This is a genomic window from Polaribacter staleyi (genome assembly GCF_038024045.1).
Taxonomy (GTDB): domain Bacteria; phylum Bacteroidota; class Bacteroidia; order Flavobacteriales; family Flavobacteriaceae; genus Polaribacter; species Polaribacter butkevichii.
Window position 1 is genome coordinate 4,329,956 of sequence record NZ_CP150665.1, and the last position, 21,214, is coordinate 4,351,169.

The following is a 21,214-nucleotide window of genomic DNA, read 5'->3' on the forward strand; positions in this document are numbered from 1 at the left end:
TGCTTTTATATAGTAAAAATTATAAAAATTCTACATGTGATCTAATTGGTGGTGTTCGTCAATTAATGGACCACCTTCAATAATGTGTTCTGATGCTTCGTTAGCAAATTTCTCGAAGTTTAAGTGGAAGAAATGTGCTAAGTGAATTGCTTTACTAATGTATGCACTTTTGTTTACCCAAGTATTCATTGGATTTAACATTTCTGTAGGAACATTAGGACAATATTTTGGCATAAATAATCCGAAAATAGGGTGTTGTTCAAATTCGATATTATCTAAACTTCCTTTTAAGATTTCTCCAATCATTGCTCTTGTATATTTTAATTTAATACGAGAACCAGTTCCGTAAGGACCTCCAGACCAACCTGTGTTAATCAACCAAACATTTACACCTGCTTCAGTCATTTTTGTACTTAACATTTCAGCATATTTTGTTGGGTGTAATGGCATAAAAGGTTCACCAAAACAAGCAGAGAAAGATGGTACAGGTTCTGTAATACCAGCTTCTGTTCCTGCTACTTTTGCAGTATAACCAGAGATAAAGTGGTATGCAGCTTGTCCAGGAGTTAATTTAGAAACTGGAGGCAAAACACCAAAAGCATCTGCAGTTAAAAAGAAAATGTTTTTAGGGTTGTTTGCGTATGATGGTACTGCAATATTATCGATGTTATAAATTGGGTAACTTACACGTGTGTTTTGTGTAATAGAACCATCCATGTAATCTACTTCTCCATCTTCTTTAAATACTACATTTTCTAATAAAGCACCTGGCTTAATAGCTCTAAAAATATCTGGTTCTTTTTCTTCTGATAAGTCAATTACTTTAGCGTAACATCCACCTTCAAAATTAAAGATATTGTTCTCTTTAGTCCAACCATGTTCATCATCTCCAATTAATTTTCTTGAAGGATCTGCAGATAAAGTTGTTTTTCCTGTTCCAGATAATCCGAAGAAAATTGCTGTATCTCCATCTTCACCAACATTTGCAGAACAGTGCATTGGTAAAACATCTTTTTCTACTGGTAAAATTAAATTTAATGCAGAAAATATACCTTTTTTAATTTCTCCTGTATAACCAGAACCACCAATTAAAGCAATTTTATCTGTAAAGTTAATGATAGAGAAATTTCCTTGACGGATTCCGTATGCTTTTGGGTCATCACAAATATAACCAGGAGCACATAATACTAACCAGTCTTCATCAAAGTTAGCTAACTCTTCGTCAGAAGGTCTTAAGAACATATTGTAAACAAAAGAAATAGACCATGGGTATTCTGCTACGGTTCTAATATTTGTTCTGTAAGTTGGGTCTGCACATACATAACCATCTTTAGCGTATATTTCTTTATTAGATAAATAATCTGTAACGTTCTTTTTTAATTTATCGAAATTTTCTTGAGAAACAGGTTTGTTGGTTTTTCCCCACCAAACTTTGTCTGCTGTATAATCATCTTTTACTATAAATCTATCTTGAGGAGATCTACCTGTAAATTTACCAGTGTTTACAGCTAAAGTTCCATTTTTGGTTTCTCTACCCATACCTTTTTCAATAGTAATTTTTTGAAGTTCTTCAGTAGGTAAGTTCCAATTTACTGTTACGTTTTTTAATCCGTAAGTTTCCATGTTTCTGTTGGTTGCCATAATTTAATTTTATAGTTATTAATTAATGTTTATTACAATTGCCATCTGATTGGCTTTTATATTATTGTTTTTTGATATTGTAAAATTACTCACATTATAAAGTTTGTTTTATGACATATATCATACCAGTACCGTACAGTTAATTTTTATGATAATCCTAACAAAAAGAAGTCAATATTATATAAAATTAAATACGAAAACGTAATAGAAATAATTTCTTATTACGTTTCTTTAAAAAATGATTATTTTTGATGATTCATTTTCTTGTTTTATTGTAGAATAATTAATAAAATGATGAATTTGTTGTCTATTTTAAGGACATTAGATTGGTTTTTATAATAAAAACTGATAAAACATTAATATATCTTAAATAAGTACATTATATATGAAACTAGATATTTTGGCTTTTGGAGCCCATCCAGATGATGTGGAATTGGGTTGTGGAGCAACAATTGCAAAGGAAATTTCTTTGGGAAAAAAGGTAGGAATCGTAGATCTTACAAGAGGAGAATTGGGGACTAGAGGATCTGCTGATTTACGAGATATTGAAGCCGTTAATTCTGCTAAAATTTTAGGGGTTTCTGTGCGTGAAAACCTTCGTTTTTCTGATGGTTTTTTTGTGAACGATAAAGAACATCAATTAGAAGTTATTAAAATGATACGAAAGTACCAACCCGAAATTGTGTTGTGTAATGCTATTGATGATCGTCATATAGATCATCCAAAAGGAAGCAGTTTGGTTTCTGATGCGTGTTTTTTAAGTGGGTTGTTAAAGATTGAAACAACAATAGAAGGGGAGTTGCAAGAAAAGTGGCGACCAAAGTTGGTATATCATTATATACAATGGAAAAATTTAGAACCAGATTTTGTAATTGATGTTACCGGTTTTATGGATCTTAAAAAGAAATCTGTATTAGCATACACTTCTCAGTTCTATGATCCAACTAGTAATGAGCCAGAAACACCTATTACGAGTAAGAATTTTACAGACAGTGTAGATTATAGAGCAAAAGATTTAGGAAGACTAATTGGAGTGGGTTTTGCAGAAGGCTTTATTTCAGAACGTTACGTTGCTGTTGAAAATTTAAGTAAATTAATTTGATATTTTATTTTTTAGAAACAAAAAAAGTTTTTATATTTGCAGCCGCAATTATATGGTGGTTGTAGCTCAGTTGGTTAGAGTATCGGTTTGTGGTACCGAGTGTCGCGGGTTCGAGTCCCGTCTTCCACCCAAAAAAACAAAGCTTCTTAGAAATAAGAAGCTTTTTTTGTACCCAAAATTTCCTTTTAGATTCAATAAGTTTTAAATGTAGAAGGAGTATTTAATTATTAGAATAAAAAAAACCATCTCAAAAATTAATTCTAGATGGTTTTGTTGTTATTTATAAATCCCCCGAGATATAAATACACTTCAAAGAAACAACTTTAATTCGTTTAAAAGATTAATTTCCGTTGGTCTGTAGTTTTATGTTCGACGAAATGCAAGAAAGTTCTGTTAAAGGGTGAATTTAATAAGGTAACATTTACTAAAGATTTTAAAAAGAACTTAAAACTTCTAAAACCTCATTTCTCTTTCTCACGGAAACAGGAATGTTTGAGTTGTTGGTAAGTATAAGATAGCCACCGTCAGATTTTATAAATTCCTTAATATAAGTGGTGTTTACTAAGTGGCTTTGATGCACTCTTAAAAAACCAACTTCTTTTAACATATCTGCATAATGTTTTAGTGTTTTAGAAACTAATATTTTAGATTTATCTTTAAAAAAGAAGGTAGTGTAGTTGTTGTCAGATTTACAGTGAATTATATCTTCAATATTTACCACAATTATTTTTTCTGAAGTATGTAAAGAAATTTTACTCGGTTTATTATTTGGAGATGTTACTGCTTCTTGTAAAACATCTAGTTGTTCTTTATCTGGTTGTATTTGATTTTGTGCTTTTTCTATAGAAGAAGCTAAATCTTCGTCGGAATAGGGTTTTAATATATAATCGATTGCGGCAAACTTAAAGGCTTTTATGGCAAAAGCGTCACTTGCGGTTACAAAGATGATTTTGGATTTTAAATCAGGAAAAATCTCTAGAATATCAAATCCAGTTCCATCGCCTAGCATAATATCTAAAAATAATATATCTGGTTGTTGTTTGCGTAGCAATTTAGCAGCTTCTACAACAGAGGTTGCTTTTCCTATAATTTTTATTTCTGTATGGTTATTAGTAATATCATTTGCTAACATGTCTAAAGCTACTGGCATGTCATCAACTAAAATAGCGGTTAATTCTTTCATATTATACTTCTTCAACGAGTTCAAATAATGTAATTTCTGGTCTCACATTTAATCGTACTTGGTACAAATTACCAAGTGCTCTATTAATATATAAAGTTCTACCATCATACAAATCAAATTCTCCGGCAGCGTATCTTTTGTTTTTTACAGGAAGAATAGGAGGGTTTAAAAACGGAGGTTTTACTTGTCCGCCATGTGTATGTCCAGATAAAATCCAACCTTTATAATTATTCCAAACATTTAAATCGCAAACATCAGGGTTGTGGCATAATACTACGTTAGCTTTTTTAGCATCGTATTTGTTCATTATTTTTACGGGGTTAAAATTAGAACTCCAATAATCATCAATACCTAGTATATTTAGCCCACTAAAACTAACTTCTTGGTTTCTTAAAATGGTAATGTTTTTTTTATCTAAAATGTTAGAAATTCTATTGGCAACATCTGGTTCTAACCAATTAACACCATAATCATGATTGCCTAACACGCCTGCAGTTCCTAACTTACCGTTTACCGCATATTTAAAAACTTTTTCTAATTGATCAAATTGTTCTGGAGTTTCATAAGAAACAAAATCTCCTGTGTACACAACAAAATCGGGGTTGTAAAGACGTGCTTTTTTAAAAGAATCGATAATGTAATTATAATCAAACTTATTACCCACATGAATGTCACTAATTTGCATTAATGTTTTGCCAATTAGGTTTTTAGGTAGGTTTTTAATAGGCATTTTTACGTTTACAAATTCTAACCAAAAAGGTTCTACCTGCCAAGAGTAAAGACCTCCAATAGCAGTTGCTCCTATTCCTGAAAGTAAAGTGTTTTTTATAAATTTTCGTCTTTCCATTTTTTAATAATCTGTTTTTAGAGGAATTTTAAACCCAACTTTTGTGCCTTCTATGTTGTTATTATTTTTTATTTCTTCAATAGAAAATGAATTGTATTTTGTTATATGCTGAATACGTTCTTTTGTAACTTCTAACGCCACCGATTGATGATTTGTATTTTTCTTTTCTTTTTTTGATTGATAAAAGCCAATACCGTTATCTTCTATGGTAAAATGTAAGAAACTATTTCTAACTTCAAAAATAAGTTTAATTTTTGCATCTTTTTTATTCGGTTGAAAAGCATGTTTAATGCAGTTTTCTATAAAAGGTTGAATTAACATAGGCGGAATTAAAATTTCTTCGGAATCTATATTTTTTAAATAGGTTTCTATGTTATATTCAAAAGATTTCGAATTCATTTTTTGTTCTAAATCTAAATAATTCTTTATGGTTTCAAGTTCGTCTTTTAAGCTAATTTCTTCTAAACGAGAATTATTTAAAACACTTCTTAAAAGTATAGAAAACTGAGAAATGGTTTTGTTTAATTCTTTAGAATCTCCAGCATTACCAAGCGCTTTTATTCCGTTTAAAACATTAAAAATAAAATGCGGATTCATTTGTAATTGCAACGCTTTCTGCTCTAGAGTTAATACCTTGTTTTTTATTTTTAGGGTATCAATTTTTTGTTGATTTTTTTTATTGATTTTTCTAATATATAGTTCAATAATAGCAGCCAATAACAAACATAAAAAAGCAACGCATAAAATTAAAAACCAAGCTTTTTTATAAATCGGAGTTTCTATAAAAAAAGAAAAGGATACTTTTTCACTAACTATATCTCCATCTTTAGACTGCACCGAAAATGTATAGTTACCAGCTTTTAAGTTTGCGAAATCTACCTGATTTTGATGGCTCCAAGGCGTAAACTTATTATTTAGTTGATAACGGTATTGTAAGTTTTTTGGGTTTCTTAAATCTACTGTTTTAAAAGTAAATGAAATGTTGTTTTCATTAGGTTTTAAAGTTAGCTTTTTTATGTTTATTGAATCTAAGAATTTATAATTTACAGAAATACTTTCAATAAAAACACGAGGTGTAATTGTTTTTAAAAAGGTATTGTATTTATATAAACCTTTGTTAGAACTTGCAATCCAAATAGTATTTTGTTGGTCTATAATTAGGGCATTTATTTTATTAGAAATTGCTGTATTGTATTTGTTTATGTTTCTTTTAAAAGTATAATTTTCTGCGTCTAAAACTTCGATTCCATTTTCTTTGGTAGTAATCCAAATTTCATCATTTATTTTCTTTAAAGATGAGGTGTTTTTAGAGGTTGGAATGTTTTTAATGATGGAATCATTTTCAATAACTTTTAATCCATTTAAAAAACTACTTGCCATTATTTTATCATTCTGTATTAAAAAAGAGGTAAAATTATCATTAGAAATTTTAGTTACTTTCTTTGGTTGGTAAAGCTTGTCTATGTTCCATAATCCTTTTATAGAAGCAATGTAAAAGGAGTTTTTAACATAAACGATGTCATTAATAATAGAAAAATCTATTTGAGTATTTATTTTTAAAGGCTGAATATAATCTTCTCTTAATTCTGAGACTCCTTGTACCGTTGCTAGAATTATTTGATTTTGTATCTTTTTAATTTTAAGGATTTCTTTGCTTTCAAAAAAGGTTGATTTGTTGTTCTGAAGAATTAAAAGTCCGTTTTTTAACCCTACATAAACCTTGTTGTCTTCTATAAGAATACAATTCGCTTTTTCTTGTGTGTGGTTGGTGAAATTTACACCATCAAACTTTGTATATCCTTTATCTGTGGCTAGCCATAAATAGCCAATTTTATCTTGGGCAATATCATTTATAGAAGTTGTTGGTAATCCGTCAGAAATAGAAAAATTTTGAAGCGTGTTTTCTTGAGAATACGTGGCGTTTATCAGAAAAAAAACAAGAAAGAAAAGTGAAGTTTTTAGTCTCCTTTTTGCTCCTTGTTCTGCATGATATTTAGAAGACAAAATTTTAAAAATTATTTCCATGATAACAAACTTACTAATTAAAACGTCATTACACCATTTTTAATTTTGTGTAATGACGCTTAAGGTACAATTTCCATTTCAAATTACTTCATCGCATACAAGCGTTTGTTGTTGGTGTCTGGTTCTATGTGTTCTAAATCTCCGTAAGGCTTAATCAATGGTTTTAAAACCACTAAACCAGATGTTCTTCCTCTAATTATTAAAGTGCTGTTTTTAGTACTCCAATTCCATCTATATTTTTCTAGCGGAATGTTATGTGCGTTCATTTCTACCATTAGTTCTTCATTTTGTTCAATCCAATCCATTACTTCTTCTTGTGATGTAAATATTGGCATTTCATCATCTGTATTATGGTATCCAAATTCCCATTTAATAGGTATAGAAAACTGTTTTGTATAAGGTTCACCTACGTATCTTTCTTCTTCATTATTTAAAGCATCATACCAATTTATGTCTTTTTCTTCTGGATATTTTCTGGCGATTTCTTTAGATAAATCTATTTTTCCTGGCGAATTTGCTGTTGGATAAAAAACATAATAAGGTTGTGCTAAATAGTAGTTAGAGAATTTGCCGCCAAACACAGTATAATAGGGAGATGCAATTACTTTTGGTAAACTTTTAGCAGACAAAGCACTTTTTAACGTATTTAAAAGCTTAGCGTTTTCTACCAAACCAGAAGCATGAAACACTATTTTTGTGTTATTGTTTACCACGTCTTTTAAAGATGGTAAAGTACCTTCTGATAAGCTTCTTTTTAGGGTTTCTGTGGTAATTTTGTCTCCTCTAACAACGGTTTCTAAATTCATTCCTTTATAAGGATTGCTTTTATTTACAATATGAATATCTCCATAAGGATGCTTATTTGCGTTTTTATTTAACCACAAAATAATTTCTTCTAAAGAATATTGACCGTCAATTATTTTGATATCTTTTTCCTGAAAATAGGCGCGCGCATTCGAATAAAAAGTTTCGTTGCCTTTATCGAAACCGGTAATAAATACAATGGGTTTTCTTGCAGCAACATTTACAGCTATTTCATTTTTAATAGTGTTGTTGTCTACTATAGCAATTGTTTCTTTTTTTATTTCGTTGCTATCACAACTGATAAAAGGGCTGCTTAATAAAATTAAACCTGCTACAAATACGGATGTTTTTAAGATAGTTCTCATGTTTTCTGCTTTTTTAAATGTTAATACACTGTAAAAGTAGTTGAGAAGATCTCTTATATTTTGCGGCTATTAGAATTCGTAAATAATGAATTAGAATTCGTGTTTTAATTTAAAATTAAAGAATAATCAATGTCCGCAGTAGCTATCATTTTGTTTTTATTGGAAGGATAAATTCCTAATAAAATTTTAAGTTCTTCAACTTCATAAGTATCAAAAACTAAAACTAAATTTTGATGAAAAGTGGGTACCGGTATCTTTCTTCTTTGTGTTGTGTTAGCACTGTAATCTAACCAATAATGAATGTCTATGGCGGCAACATATTCTTTAAATTTCTTTAATTGCTCTTTATCAAACTGAAAAAAGATATTATTAAAAATAAGGTTGTAATTATTACAATCTTTACAATTTGATATTTCTCCGTTTTTAACGCTAGCTATTATTTTAGATTTTTGACACATTCTTTTAATTTTTAGTAACAGTCAGTTTTAATTTGGTTGTTTTCTTCAAATTTATATAATGAAGATTGTAGGTGTTTTTTAGATATTTCTTCTAATACTTTTGTAACTCCTTTTTGCATAGCAATAGAGCCACAAATCATAATTATATTTCCGTTTTTTAAAGTATTTGCTATTAAAGTTGCTTGCTGTTTTATTATATCTTGAACATATATTTTTTCTTTTTCTTCTTGAGAGTACGCAGTATAAAAAGAAGTAAGTTCTTTACTTTCTAGAGCTGTATTAATGTTGCTTTTGTAGATTTTAAAGGATTCTTTTGTTCTTCCTCCCCAAAATAAATGCACTTTTGTTTTTGATTTTTTTCCATTAATCATTCCTAAAAAAGGGGCAATTCCGGTTCCGTTGGCAATTAAAATAACTTCTTTTGCTTTCTTCGGAAGATGAAACGCCACATTTTTTTGAACGCTTGCGACTATTTTATCAGCTGTATGTAAACTATTAAAATAGGTCGAGCAAAGTCCAAATTCATGTTTTTTAATGCTTAACAGTATCGTATTATTTATTTTTGCAATAGAATACAAACGGCTTCTCGTTTCATTTTTTGGAGTAATAGAAAGTAAATCTCCAGATTCGAAAGTTGTTTTTTTATTCGGCTTTAATTGAATTAAAAAAGTATCATCAGAATTAATAGCAGTTTTACTGATAACGGTAAACTCTTGTTCCTTTTTGTTATTTGTTAAAAGACTTTCTTTAGTTATGGTAAGTGCTGTTTTATAAAAAGTATTCCATTCTTCTAACCATTGATTAAATTCAGAAAAAGATTGATTATTAATTTTAGAAACGGGTAAAATAGGAGTGAACTTATGATGTAATTGTAAATTAGCGTGTATTAAAATAGCAAACTTACAATACTGTGTATATTCTTTAGAGCCAAAACCGACTACAGAGAAATTTAAGACATTGTTTTGCGGTGTGCTTTCAATTTTAGAAATAAATTTCTTTGCATTTATGGGCGCTTCTCCTTCACCGTAAGTTGCTGTAAATATAATAAGGTTTGTTGCTTTTTTATAGCTTGTGTATTGGTTTAATTCTGATAAAAACACCGTTTTACCAGAAGCGATTAAAGCTTTGTAAAAAGCAGTTGCAAAATTAAAAGTACTTCCGGTTTCAGAACCAACAAGTATAATGTATTCAGCTTCATCTTTGTGAAACTTGTTTTTTATAATTGTCGTTTTCTTTCTTCTTTGTAAAGTCATTGCAAAACCAGAAAAAATAAAGAATAAAATAGCAAAACAAGCTAATAATAAAACGATAGACCATAAAATAGAGCCTTTTCCTGTATGGAGTAATAAACTATAATAAGACCCAAAAGTTACAAGTGGTTGTTTTTTTAGGCTGATAATTTGCCCTGTTTTTTGATGTACAGCAACTTCTTTGTTTGTAAGTTTTACATAGTAATAATCTTCTTCATCCGTAGAAAAAGGGAATTCTATTTTTTTGACTTTATCTAACTTTGTGGATTTAAAAAACTCAAAAGTAGTGCTATTAACTGTTGAGGTGTCTTTTTTCTGTTCAATATTTTGATGAATAGCAGTGTCTTTTGGTAACAAAGAAAATTTTTCTAAAGACAAATAAACTCCGGTTACGGTAATGATTATAATAGGTATTAAGGTATAACGCCCTATAATAATGTGGTAATATTGGTTAAAATTTTCTTTAATAATTTTAGAAAAGAACTTAGAAATACCACCTTGTCTTTTTGCAATTAATACAACGCCAGTAACAGAAATTAACAGCAGTAAAAAGGAAACAAAACCAATTAAGATTCTTCCTGTAGATTTTAAAAATAACGAACGATGTAAATTTGTAGCAAATTCATAAATTGGTTTTTTCTCTATGATCTCTCCAATCTTTTCTCCTGTTTTTGGGTTGATGTAAAAAGTAGCACTTTTACCATTTTCTAAAATAACATTTGCAGACACAAAATCATTTTCATCGACTTCTATGGTAATTACCTCTTCATATTTTTGATGCAATACGGCAATGGTTTCTGCAATAGAAATTTGATTAGTAGGCACAACATCAAACGAATTTAATTTGTCTGATATTGGTTCAAAAGCTAATATTATTCCGGTAACAGAAGCAATTATAATAAATAAAGCAGAAGATATAGCCAGGGTTAAGTGGCTATATCTCCAAATAGAAATTGTCATTCTGTTTCTTTTTATTGTGCTAACATTCTTACGTAGCGTATAAATCCTTTTCCTTCAATTTTAGATTTTAAATTGGCTGTTGTTAGCTCAAATTCTACATCATCTTTATGATATTCTTGATCTTCTACAGCAGTTTCAAAACGAATTTTATATCCTTTGTCTATTTTATCTTTATCAATTCTAATTACGCTAATTGTACGTTGTCCGCCGCTAATTGTAGCTCCTGTAATTGCATCAATATCAGCTCTTTTTTTACCTTGAAAATTCCACCATTCTGTAATATCAAAATACCATTCGTCATCATCACCTTGCACATATAAAGTTTCGTCATATTCTCCTTTTGGGTTTAATAAAGAGACCACTACATAAGCACCTTCGCCCGTGTAGTTTTTCATTTGAATCATACATTTGTATGGAGTGCTTTCACTTGTTTTTTTAAAACTGAATAAGGCCGTTACAACCAATAAAAATATTGGAATTATAAATAAGATTTTTTTAATCATGGGTTAGGGTATTATTTTAAAAAGTTGATTTGTTGTTTTTGTAATAATTCGTTTTCAGAAGCTAAATCAAAAATAGATTCATCAAAATCTGTTTTTATATTTTTATCAGCACCAATGCTTAGTAAATATTTAATGATTTCTATATTTTTAGCTTTCATAACTGCTATTTGTAATGCAGATAAGCTTTCTTTATTTAGTGTATTTACATCAATTTTAAATGCGGCTAACCTTTTTAATAAAGGCAAATTATTTTCTTGAGTGGCAATATGTAATAATGTGTTTCCAGAATTTTGAAGTTGATTTATAACCAATCCGTTTTTTTCTAAAACGTTTAATTTGGCATCAAAAATTTCGGGCTTATTTGCTTTAAAGTTTTTAATTAGATAATAAGAAAGCGTATTTCCATCTTTATCAACAGTGTTAATGTCTGCACCCTTTTCTAATAAGTATTCAATTACATCAACAGAGTTTCTACCAACAGCATTTGTTAGGGCAGTATGACCGTCATTATTTTTTAGGTTGATACTTTTTACATCCTTAGATAATAATTTAACAACTTCTAAGCTGTTGCTATTGGCAGCATTTATAAAAGGAGAATTTCCTTCTTTATCTTGTAAGTTAGTAGATACTCCTTTATCTATAAAGTATTTAAAAATTGAAAGATCCTTATTATTTCTAGCGATAAAGTGAAGTGGATTTCTATTATTGTCATCAACAACATTTGGTTTTATTCCGTTTTTTTCTAAAAATTGATACGTTTCTAAAGTGTTCTGTTTGTTTCTAGAACCTTTGCTAGCAAATAACATCGCATTTTTTCCGGTATCAACCCCCTTGTCTAAAAGAATTTTTAAAAATTGGGTGTTACCACCTTTTGCAGCATATTCAAAAAGCCCGTTACCGTTAGCGTCTTTATCACTTAATGAAGCTCCTTTTGTAATTAAATATTCTACAAGTTTAAAATCTTTTAAATGAGAAGCAACCAACAACAATGCATTTGCACCATCATGATTTTTCTCTTTGGTAATATCTGCACCAATACTAAAACTGTATTTGTACAATTCAATATCTAATTGACCAGCCGAAGCAGCAAAGTTTAAAAAAGTGTTTCCGTGTGTATCAATTACATCTGTTTTTGCTCCTTTAGAAACAAGATATTTCATAATTTCTAAATTATTAGTGTAAGCAGCCCAAAAAATATACGTTCGTCCATCATGTGTTTTTTTATTAACGTTATTTCCATTTTTAGTTAAAATATATTCAATTGTTTTGTTGTCTACTTTGTTTAAAATTGCATAGACAACACCATCAAAAGCATTTTTGTTTGAAGCAGAAACATCATTTCCTTCTGCAATTTTTTGATCTATAATAGAGATACTTGGGTTTGTTTTCCAAAAAGCTCTGTTATGAAAAATGTTGTTTTTTTGCGCAGTTACTGTAACGCTAATAAGTAAAAATAGTAAGGCTATTTTATTTGATTTTTGCATAATTTATTTTTTTACAAATGATTCTATGATTGTGTTTATTTCGTCTTCTTTGGTAATTTTATCAGAAAATAAATGTTTGTATAATGGTTTGTTGTCTACTTTATTTTCTAAGGATAAATTTCTGTTTCTATTAAAAACATCTTCCCATTTATTTCTAACCAATTGCCATTTGTTATTGTTAGTTTTCCACCAGTCAGAAGCCGCTTTACATCTACTATCATCAACTTTTACGTACGTATTGTATCCTTTTTCTTTTGCTAAAACAACATCTTTTTTTCCCGCTTCGCGAATAATTTTACTGTTATCTTGGTTATGAAGCCAACCGTAGCTTGTAATTTCATGTCTATTACCTCTTAACGTGATGTTATAATCGCTTCTTTTGGTGTATTCTCTTCTTGGTAATGGAGCGGTAGTTTCGTTTTCCCAATAGCTTTTTCCGTCTACATGAACCCAAGTTCCAGAACCTTCGTAACGTGGACTGTCATCTACTTGATATACTTTTTGTGTCCATTGTTTTTTTACATCACTTTTATTTTTTTGCTCAAAAGTCCAGTTGTTATCACCATTAAACATGTAAAAATCTGTGTTTTCATACAACCAATCTTGTCGCCAGTGTTTAATAATCATTGGGTCTTTTGGGTTACCAACTTGTAATAAATGTTGAATTGATATTTTATTATTCTCGTCTTCTACCAAACCCGCCCATTCTAAAGCTTTATCAACTTTAGTTTTAGAAGGTCTGTATGTAGAATCTTTACTATAATTAAAAGTTTCAGCAAAATTGAAAGTCACTTCATAGCAACCGCACATTTTTTTTATGGCATTCTTGTCTTTTGTTTTTTTGCTCTGTGCACTTATAGCAATCGATACTAAAAGTAGTAGTGTAGTTAATATTGATTTGGTCATTTTTATTTTTTGGTGTTTTAATTATTTCGACAAAAATATAAAATTTATTTAGATTGATTAAAAATAACGTATATATTTGTCGAAAATTATTAAGAATGTTTCTAAATAAAGAAATTACTATTGTATTACTATTAGTATCACTCAGTATTTTTAGTCAAGAGGTAAAAAAAGACACAACACAAATCACTGTTTTAGAAGAAGTTGTAATTACTGGGCAGTATAATCCTCAATCTGTAAAAAAATCGGTACATAATGTTACCGTTATAAAAAAAGAGCAAATAGAAAGTCAGGCAGCTAATAATTTAGCAGATTTATTAAATTTTAATTTAAACTTAACCATAGTACCTAATTCTCAAACAGGTAAGTCTACTATTTCTTTCTTCGGATTAGATGCTCAGTATTTTAATATTTTGGTTGATAATATTCCTTTAGTTAGTGATAGCGGATTAGGAAACAACATCGATTTAACCCAAGTTAATTTAGATGATATAGAACGAATAGAAATTGTAGAAGGAGCAATGGGCGTAGCGTATGGCGCAAATGCTGTATCTGGAGTCATTAATATTATTACTAAAAAAGCGATAGAAAATAAGTGGAATATTAATGCTTCTTTGCAAGAAGAAACGGTGAGTGATGAGTATGCTTGGTTTAATGAAGGCAGACATATACAAGTATTTAATATTTCTCATAATATAAATGAAAATTGGTTTGCTAGAGTTGGTGTGAATCGCAATCAGTTTGCAGGTTTTTTTAATGGTAAACAAGGAAAAAGCTATTACCAAAATGATGGTTTAAGAGGATATGATTGGTTACCAAAAGAACAATTTAATTCAACTGCATTTGTACAATACAAGAAAGATAATTTTCAGTTATTTTATAAATTTGAATACTTTAATGAGCTCATAAATTATTATGATGAAGCGGTTAGAGCAAATATAGATACACAAGCGCAAACGAGTAATCCGTCTGCAACGGATAAAATTTTTAAAACGCATCGGTTTGTAAATAATCTAAATCTTGTAGGGAGTTTAAACACGGGCGCTAATTATAATGCTTCACTTTCTTACCAACAACAAAAGCGTTATTTAAACGAGTTTAATTACTACATTTTAAGTTCAGAAAGAAGTAATGAAACGGATGATGTATATCAGTCAAGTAAAGTTTTCTTTTCTAAAGGAAGCATTAATAACCTTGTAAAAAGTGATTTTTTTAATTTTCAATTAGGATACGAAACAAGGTTTATCAATGGTTTTGACACGCAAGCTTCTGGCGATGTTACGCAACAAGATAAACAGCAATCTCAGAATAATTATGCTTTTTATGGTTCTGCCGAATTTAAGTTTTCTGATGCATTTTTACTAAGACCCGGAATACGATATGAATATAATTCGTTATTCAAGTCTAAAATATTAGCCTCTATAAGTGCGCGATATTTAATGAATAATGGTTTTGAGTTACGTGGTAACATTGGTACTTCTTACAGAACGCCAAATTTTGAAGAGTTATACTATTACTTCGTAGATTCGAATCATGATGTTAGAGGGAATGAAAACCTGAATCCAGAAAACGGATTTACGGCATTTATCAACCTAAAAAAACACAGTTATATTCATGATTTGTCTTTATTAAACAGTTTAAAAGTTAGTTATTTAGATGTTAGAGGTAAGATAGATTTAGCTATTGTAAATCCTACTCCTTTGCAATATCAATATATTAATATTGATGCTTATAAATTATGGGGAATCTCTTCTGAAAATAGTATTAAAAAAGATAATTGGACCTTTAACTTGGGCGCTACTTTACAAGGTATTTCTAGAATAGCTACGAATGAAATAAATGCAGAAAACGACTTTTTATACTCTTTTCAATTAAACACAAGTGCGAGTTACAATATAGAAAAATGGAAAACGGCATTTACAGTGTTGTTTAAACACAATGGTAATCAGCAAAATTATATTTCATCGGGTGTAGATGATAACGGGAATTCTATATTTTCTAAATCGTCTACCAGCGCTTATAATTGGGTAGATGCTTCTGTAAAAAAATCATTCTTTAACAATAAAATTCAAGCCACTTTAGGCGGTAGAAACTTATTTGACGTTACTAATGTAAATGTTAGCAATGCAAGTACAGACGGAGTAGCACATGCTTCTAACAATAATTCTTTGTTATTGGGCTACGGACGATCTTATTACTTAAAACTATTATATAACCTTAATTTTTAAACACTAATAACCAAATATTAAAATCATGACAAACAAATTTTTAACCTTTATTTTATGTGCAGCTGTATTTTCTTTTGCAAGTTGTAACTCAGAAGACACTCCAATAGACCCCTTTGTTGTAATAATAGATGGAGCAGCCATTTCTCCAGAAGTAGGCGGACCTAATGAACCAAACCAAGTATATGTAGATTTAAGTACAAATACAACTTCTGTTGTAAAAAGAGATTCTTGGGATTTAGGTTTCTATTCAGGGTCTGAATTTAGAGTAACCATAAATGGATCTCTATATATGGCTACTGGTCAATTATCATCAACAGATATAGATGCTGTAAACGCTACAACAGCAGAAGTGCAAGAATTACAAGGAAAAGTAGCTGTTGGTACTTTTGATGCTAATAATACCGTTTATGTAGACTCACCAGATGGTACTATAATAGCAACTGCAATTGCAGAAATTTCTGATACAAACACAGCTAATAAAGTGTATTTAATAAACTTAGGTTTCGAAATTGGTACAGAAACAGCAGCAACAGGAAGCGTTGCAGTTGCAGGAGAGGCTAGAGGATGGAAAAAAATAAGAATCTTAAAAGATGGAAACAATTATGTTTTACAATATGCAGATTTAGATGCAACAACGCATAAAGAAGTAACCATCTCTAAAAGCGCAACACACAATTTTACTTTTTTTAGTTTTAATACAGAAAGTGTGGTTACGGTTGCACCAGAAAAAGCAAATTGGGACTTAAATTTTACAGTTTTTACCAACGAAATTGATGGTTATGGTTCTTATGGATTTTCTGATTATGTAACAAATAATACAAAATCAGACGCTAAAGTTTATATGATAGATACAGAAGTAGATTCTTTTAGTTATGATAGTTTTTCTTTAACAGATGTAGATGCAACAAAATTTACAACAGACCAACGTGGTATTGGTAGTAGTTGGAGAAATGGTGGTGGACCAGGAAGTTTACCTACTTTAAAAGAGAATGTGTTTTATATTGTAAATGACACAGATGGCAACCTTTATAAACTTCAGTTTTTAGCATTAACAAACGATGCAGGAGAACGTGGACATCCAGAATTTATATATAGTTTATTACAATAATTTTAGTCTTCAGTTATTATATAATTTGTAATTTTAGTTGGAAAGGCCGTTTAAACGAAAGTTTAAATGGCTTTTTTATTCTTTAATTATTTGGTTATAATTTACCAATTGTGTCAACCCTTCTTTGTCTGGGTTTTTAGCAAAAGATCGCAAATAAGCATCTACATATTCAATAGTTCTGTCTTCTGGGTAAAACAAAGATTTATTGTCATGTTGAGACCATTCAGCTATGTTTATGTATGTTTTTCCTTCGAAAGTTCTACAAAAATTTTGAATGTGTTCTGGTAAATTTTGTTCTAATTCTTCATCTAGGTAAACAATATAATATTTTAAATCCGCTGTAAAAAAATGAAAAGATAACAAGTTGTCATAAAAACCAGTTAGGTTGTTTGCAAGTGGTAACATCATGGTGAAAACCAAAATGGCTAATTTCTGTGTATTAAAAAATTGTAGAAAGAATTCAAATGCATTTGATGTTTTTAAAGTCCAAAAGATGATGATTACACTTAATATATTCTGAATGTTCCATGGTACAACATTGTAACCATAGCCCAAATAAAATAATAAAAATGTAATTGTAGAATGCATTAATGTAATAAAAAGAACTCCAAATTTTCTAGTTTTTTTAAACAGTAATAAAACACCCATTAAAGCTTCTAACCAAGGCACTGCATAGGTAAAAGCAACTAAAAACCATTGCGGTAAAAAACCAAAATGTTTGTTGATGGCGCTTAACCATTGTATGTAAAAGGCTTCATTTAATTTCTGAATTCCGCTCCAAAAATAAGTAGCGAAAAAGATAAGAATAATAGCATATAATATTTTCCTTGGATTTGCTTTTCTATTGAAAATTTCTATCGCAAAAATGGTTAAAAAACTTTGATAGACGTAAGGCTGTAATCTGTTTTGATCTACAAAAGCTAAAAATAGGTAAAGACCAAGAATGGTCCAACCTTGCCATCTTTTATTCTGAAAAATGTAGACAACCTGTATTAAAAAGAAAAATCCTGCTAAAATATAATCGAAAGGATAGGTAGGAATTGGCAACCAATCGAACATAGGTAATACAGGGAAAACTTTTGTGGTAAGCCATAATTTTGGAGAATATACCATAACTACTAATACGGCAAGAATAGCAAGAATTCTTACCCAGTTTATTTTCTGTTTGTCTGTTAGATTTGTAATCATTTTATTTGTTTTTATTTTCTAACGCTTGTTATTCCTAAATGAGTTTTTTCAGTGATTGAGAAATCTCATCATTTAATTCTAATTTTTTTAGATTCTTCTTTATCCTTTGCTTGGAATGGAAAAAAAATCCTTTTTCACTTTGTATGCAAACAAGTCTAGCCCGGATTGAAACGACATCCTTTTTATAGCCTTTATTAATGGGGGTCTTTGCGAGGAACGAAGCAATCTCTTCAATTAAAGGATTGCCACAGTTTACAAAAAAGTAAACTTGCAATGACGGCTATAAAAAGATATAGTGTAAAGCCGGAAATAGCTTCTAATAAACCAATTTTTCTGCCAAATATTTAGCCGTATAAGACTCTTTATTTTTTGCTAATTCTTCTGGAGTTCCTTGAAAAATAAGGTTTCCACCGTTTTTACCACCTTCTAAACCTAAATCTATAATATAATCTGCACATTTAATTAATTCTATGTTATGTTCTATCACAATAATAGAATGCCCTTTGTCTATTAAGGCATTAAACGATGCTAATAATTTTTTAATATCGTGAAAATGCAAACCTGTTGTAGGTTCATCAAAAATAAACAATGCCTTGTCTTTGGTGTTTCCTTTTACTAAAAAGGAAGCCAATTTTATACGCTGCGCTTCTCCGCCTGAAAGGGTAGAAGAAGACTGGCCTAATTTTACATAACCCAAACCAACATCTTGCAAAGGTTTTAATTTACTTGCAATTTTTGTTACCAAATTTTCTGAGAAAAATGCAACCGCATCATCAATCGTTAGATTTAAAATATCATCTATAGATTTTCCATCGAATTTAACTTCTAAAACTTCTTTTTTAAAGCGTTTTCCGTTACAAGCATCACACTCTAAATGTACATCTGCCATAAATTGCATTTCGATGGTAACTTCTCCTTCTCCTTTACAAACCTCGCAACGACCGCCTTCTACATTGAAAGAAAAGTGCTTGGGTTTGTAGTTTCTGATGGATGATAATTTCTGATTTGCAAATAACGAGCGAATATCATCATAAGCTTTAATATACGTTACAGGGTTGGAACGAGATGAGCGTCCGATTGGGTTTTGATCGATAAATTCTACGTGTTTTAAGGTGTCAAAATCGCCTTTTACTTCTGTATGTTGTCCAACTTTTTCTCCATGACCAATCAGTTGTTTTTGCATTGTTGGATACAAAATGCTTTTAACCAACGTACTTTTTCCCGAACCCGAAACACCTGTTATTACAGACAAACAATTTAGTGGAAACTTAACATCTACATTCTTTAAATTGTTTTCTCTGGCACCAATTATTTCAATTTTATTTCTAGAAGTTCTACGTTTGGTAGGAACCTCGATTTTTAATTCTTCGTTAAGGTATTTTGCCGTTAATGAGTCTGATTTTAAGATGGCATCAAAGTTTCCTTCTGCAACAACATGTCCACCAAAAGTACCAGCCTCTGGACCAATATCTATAATATAATCGGCCTCTCGCATAATATCTTCATCATGCTCTACCACAACAACGGTGTTTCCTAAATCTCGTAAATCTTTTAAAACATCAATTAAGCGTTCGGTATCTTTTGGATGCAAACCAATACTTGGTTCATCTAAAATATACATAGAACCCACTAAAGAACTCCCTAAAGAAGTTGCTAAATTAATACGCTGACTTTCACCTCCAGAAAGAGTATTAGAAGTTCTGTTGATGGTTAAATAAGATAAACCAACATTGGTTAAAAACAGCAAACGATTGTTAATTTCTGTTAGTAAACGCTGCCCTATTTTAGCATCGTATTTATCTAATTTAATATTCTTAAAAAAGACAGATAATTCATCTAAAGGAAGAGTTACTAGGTCTGAAATTGTTTTTTCGTTTATTTTTACAAAATTCGTTTCGTGTCTTAAACGTTTTCCATTACAAGACGTACATTTTGTTTTTCCGCGGTAGCGAGAAAGCATTACTCGGTTCTGAATTTTATAACTTTTTTCTTCTAAAACGGTAAAGAAATGATGTATTCCGTTAAAGGATTTATTACCATTCCAAACCAATTCTTTTTGTTCTTCGGTAAGTTCGAACCAAGGTTTGTGAATAGGAATATCGAATTGATACGCAACATCTATTAGGTCTTCTTTATAATGTACATAAGAAGGTGTTTTAAACGGAAAAATACAATCTTCCATAATAGATAAACCCGTATTCGGAATCACTAATTCTTCATCGATACCAATTACGCTTCCATACCCCTCACAAGTTGGACAAGCGCCATAAGGATTGTTAAAACTGAATAAATGTGTGTTGGGTTCTAAGAAAGACATGCCGTCTAAATCGAACTTATTACTAAATTCAGCTACTTTATTGTCTTCTAAATTTTCTATAAAACAGATTCCTTTTCCTTCAAAAAAAGCTGTCTGAATAGCATCTGCTAAACGATTAAAAAAGTCGTCATCGTCTTTGGTAATAATTCTATCTACGACTAAAAATAAAGGTTCGTTTTTAAATTCAGCCTGCGGAAAATCTGCAATTCTATATACTTTATCGTTCCATTTTAAACGCGCATAGCCTTGCTGTTCTAGAACTTGTAAAACGGTTTTTAAATCTCGGTTTTCATCAATTGTAATAGGAGCTAACAACAATAATTTTGATCTTTCATCAAACTCCTTTACAAAAGAAACTACATCAGAAACCGTGTCTTTTTTAACTTCTTTACCAGAAATAGGGGAGAAGGTTTTACCAATTCTGGCATATAATAATTTTATATAATCGTAAATTTCTGTTGATGTACCTACTGTAGAACGCGGATTTGTAGAATTTACTTTTTGCTCAATGGCAATTGCCGGTGCAATACCTTTTATATAATCTACCTTAGGCTTGTGTAATTTGCCTAAAAACTGACGCGCATAAGAGCTTAAACTCTCTACATAACGTCGCTGACCTTCTGCATACAAAGTATCAAACGCTAAAGATGACTTTCCTGAACCAGAAAGTCCTGTAATTACAACCAATTTATTTCTTGGTATAACAACGTCTATGTTCTTTAAATTATGGAGTCTAGCTCCTTTAATTATAATGTTTTCTTTAGGATTTACTTTAGAAATGTCCGTCTTCATTCATAAAAAATATAAGGTATAAAAATACCTCTTTTTTAAACCAATTTAAAAGAAAT

15 protein-coding genes and 1 tRNA gene are annotated in these 21,214 nt (G+C 30.2%); 4 read left to right on the plus strand and 12 right to left on the minus strand.

Annotation, left to right across the window (positions count from 1 at the left end):
• Positions 1-30: 30 nt before the first annotated feature.
• Positions 31-1,641 (minus strand): phosphoenolpyruvate carboxykinase (ATP), encoded by a 1,611-nt coding sequence (pckA, locus tag WHD07_RS17930; RefSeq protein WP_105048113.1) that lies wholly within the window; start codon positions 1,639-1,641, stop codon positions 31-33.
• A 385-nt stretch (positions 1,642-2,026) separates the two neighbouring features.
• Between pckA and bshB1 the strand changes: the two genes are divergently transcribed.
• Positions 2,027-2,743: a bacillithiol biosynthesis deacetylase BshB1 gene (gene bshB1 / locus WHD07_RS17935; RefSeq protein WP_343329481.1), complete on the plus strand. Its 717-nt coding sequence runs from the start codon at positions 2,027-2,029 to the stop codon at positions 2,741-2,743.
• A 54-nt stretch (positions 2,744-2,797) separates the two neighbouring features.
• A tRNA-His gene (locus WHD07_RS17940) sits at positions 2,798-2,873 on the plus strand.
• 303 nt (positions 2,874-3,176) lie between these two features.
• On the opposite strand, the gene WHD07_RS17945 is transcribed toward WHD07_RS17940, so the two are convergent.
• From WHD07_RS17945 to WHD07_RS17985, 9 genes are all read right to left on the minus strand, one after another.
• The gene (locus tag WHD07_RS17945) at positions 3,177-3,926 is read right to left on the minus strand and encodes a LytTR family DNA-binding domain-containing protein (RefSeq protein ID WP_343329482.1); all 750 of its coding nucleotides are present in this window, start codon (positions 3,924-3,926) and stop codon (positions 3,177-3,179) included.
• 1 nt (position 3,927) lies between these two features.
• The gene (locus WHD07_RS17950; RefSeq protein ID WP_343329483.1) at positions 3,928-4,773 is read right to left on the minus strand and encodes a metallophosphoesterase; all 846 of its coding nucleotides are present in this window, start codon (positions 4,771-4,773) and stop codon (positions 3,928-3,930) included.
• A gap of 3 nt (positions 4,774-4,776) precedes the next feature.
• Positions 4,777-6,798, minus strand: a complete 2,022-nt coding sequence (locus WHD07_RS17955) for a histidine kinase (protein WP_343329484.1) — start codon at positions 6,796-6,798, stop codon at positions 4,777-4,779.
• Positions 6,799-6,881: 83 nt separating this feature from the next.
• Positions 6,882-7,967 carry a hypothetical protein gene (locus tag WHD07_RS17960; RefSeq protein WP_343329485.1) on the minus strand — a complete coding sequence of 362 codons (1,086 nt, stop codon included), beginning with the start codon at positions 7,965-7,967 and terminating at the stop codon, positions 6,882-6,884.
• A 104-nt stretch (positions 7,968-8,071) separates the two neighbouring features.
• Positions 8,072-8,425: a DUF6686 family protein gene (locus WHD07_RS17965; protein ID WP_343329486.1), complete on the minus strand. Its 354-nt coding sequence runs from the start codon at positions 8,423-8,425 to the stop codon at positions 8,072-8,074.
• A gap of 11 nt (positions 8,426-8,436) precedes the next feature.
• Positions 8,437-10,635: a PepSY domain-containing protein gene (locus WHD07_RS17970; RefSeq protein ID WP_343329487.1), complete on the minus strand. Its 2,199-nt coding sequence runs from the start codon at positions 10,633-10,635 to the stop codon at positions 8,437-8,439.
• 11 nt (positions 10,636-10,646) lie between these two features.
• Entirely contained in the window at positions 10,647-11,138 is a 492-nt protein-coding gene (locus WHD07_RS17975) for a DUF2271 domain-containing protein (RefSeq protein WP_343329488.1), read from the minus strand.
• Positions 11,139-11,149: 11 nt separating this feature from the next.
• Positions 11,150-12,622 carry an ankyrin repeat domain-containing protein gene (locus tag WHD07_RS17980; RefSeq protein WP_343329489.1) on the minus strand — a complete coding sequence of 491 codons (1,473 nt, stop codon included), beginning with the start codon at positions 12,620-12,622 and terminating at the stop codon, positions 11,150-11,152.
• Positions 12,623-12,625: 3 nt separating this feature from the next.
• The gene (locus WHD07_RS17985; RefSeq protein ID WP_343329490.1) at positions 12,626-13,528 is read right to left on the minus strand and encodes a DUF6607 family protein; all 903 of its coding nucleotides are present in this window, start codon (positions 13,526-13,528) and stop codon (positions 12,626-12,628) included.
• Between the two features lie 95 nt (positions 13,529-13,623).
• Between WHD07_RS17985 and WHD07_RS17990 the strand changes: the two genes are divergently transcribed.
• Together WHD07_RS17990 and WHD07_RS17995 are read left to right on the plus strand one after the other, a co-directional pair.
• Entirely contained in the window at positions 13,624-15,753 is a 2,130-nt protein-coding gene (locus WHD07_RS17990) for a TonB-dependent receptor plug domain-containing protein (protein ID WP_343329491.1), read from the plus strand.
• A 25-nt stretch (positions 15,754-15,778) separates the two neighbouring features.
• On the plus strand, positions 15,779-16,861 hold the full coding sequence (locus tag WHD07_RS17995; RefSeq protein WP_343329492.1) for an HmuY family protein: 1,083 nt from the start codon (positions 15,779-15,781) through the stop codon (positions 16,859-16,861).
• A gap of 75 nt (positions 16,862-16,936) precedes the next feature.
• On the opposite strand, the gene WHD07_RS18000 is transcribed toward WHD07_RS17995, so the two are convergent.
• Both WHD07_RS18000 and uvrA read right to left on the minus strand, forming a co-directional pair.
• On the minus strand, positions 16,937-18,049 hold the full coding sequence (locus WHD07_RS18000; RefSeq protein ID WP_343329493.1) for a MauE/DoxX family redox-associated membrane protein: 1,113 nt from the start codon (positions 18,047-18,049) through the stop codon (positions 16,937-16,939).
• Between the two features lie 316 nt (positions 18,050-18,365).
• Positions 18,366-21,158, minus strand: coding sequence for an excinuclease ABC subunit UvrA (gene uvrA, locus WHD07_RS18005; protein ID WP_343329494.1), 2,793 nt, complete (start codon positions 21,156-21,158; stop codon positions 18,366-18,368).
• Positions 21,159-21,214: the final 56 nt, after the last annotated feature.

Excerpts from the sequence above, each read along its gene's own strand:
- uvrA (WP_343329494.1), bottom strand. The coding sequence starts at position 21,158 with ATGAAGACGGACATTTCTAAAGTAAATCCTAAAGAAAACATTATAATT.
- WHD07_RS17985 (WP_343329490.1), bottom strand. The coding sequence starts at position 13,528 with ATGACCAAATCAATATTAACTACACTACTACTTTTAGTATCGATTGCT.
- WHD07_RS17980 (WP_343329489.1), bottom strand. The coding sequence starts at position 12,622 with ATGCAAAAATCAAATAAAATAGCCTTACTATTTTTACTTATTAGCGTT.
- WHD07_RS17995 (WP_343329492.1), top strand. The coding sequence starts at position 15,779 with ATGACAAACAAATTTTTAACCTTTATTTTATGTGCAGCTGTATTTTCT.
- WHD07_RS17945 (WP_343329482.1), bottom strand. The coding sequence starts at position 3,926 with ATGAAAGAATTAACCGCTATTTTAGTTGATGACATGCCAGTAGCTTTA.
- pckA (WP_105048113.1), bottom strand. The coding sequence starts at position 1,641 with ATGGCAACCAACAGAAACATGGAAACTTACGGATTAAAAAACGTAACA.
- WHD07_RS17955 (WP_343329484.1), bottom strand. The coding sequence starts at position 6,798 with ATGGAAATAATTTTTAAAATTTTGTCTTCTAAATATCATGCAGAACAA.
- WHD07_RS18000 (WP_343329493.1), bottom strand. The coding sequence starts at position 18,049 with ATGATTACAAATCTAACAGACAAACAGAAAATAAACTGGGTAAGAATT.
- WHD07_RS17960 (WP_343329485.1), bottom strand. The coding sequence starts at position 7,967 with ATGAGAACTATCTTAAAAACATCCGTATTTGTAGCAGGTTTAATTTTA.
- WHD07_RS17965 (WP_343329486.1), bottom strand. The coding sequence starts at position 8,425 with ATGTGTCAAAAATCTAAAATAATAGCTAGCGTTAAAAACGGAGAAATA.
- WHD07_RS17950 (WP_343329483.1), bottom strand. The coding sequence starts at position 4,773 with ATGGAAAGACGAAAATTTATAAAAAACACTTTACTTTCAGGAATAGGA.
- WHD07_RS17975 (WP_343329488.1), bottom strand. The coding sequence starts at position 11,138 with ATGATTAAAAAAATCTTATTTATAATTCCAATATTTTTATTGGTTGTA.
- WHD07_RS17970 (WP_343329487.1), bottom strand. The coding sequence starts at position 10,635 with ATGACAATTTCTATTTGGAGATATAGCCACTTAACCCTGGCTATATCT.
- bshB1 (WP_343329481.1), top strand. The coding sequence starts at position 2,027 with ATGAAACTAGATATTTTGGCTTTTGGAGCCCATCCAGATGATGTGGAA.
- WHD07_RS17990 (WP_343329491.1), top strand. The coding sequence starts at position 13,624 with ATGTTTCTAAATAAAGAAATTACTATTGTATTACTATTAGTATCACTC.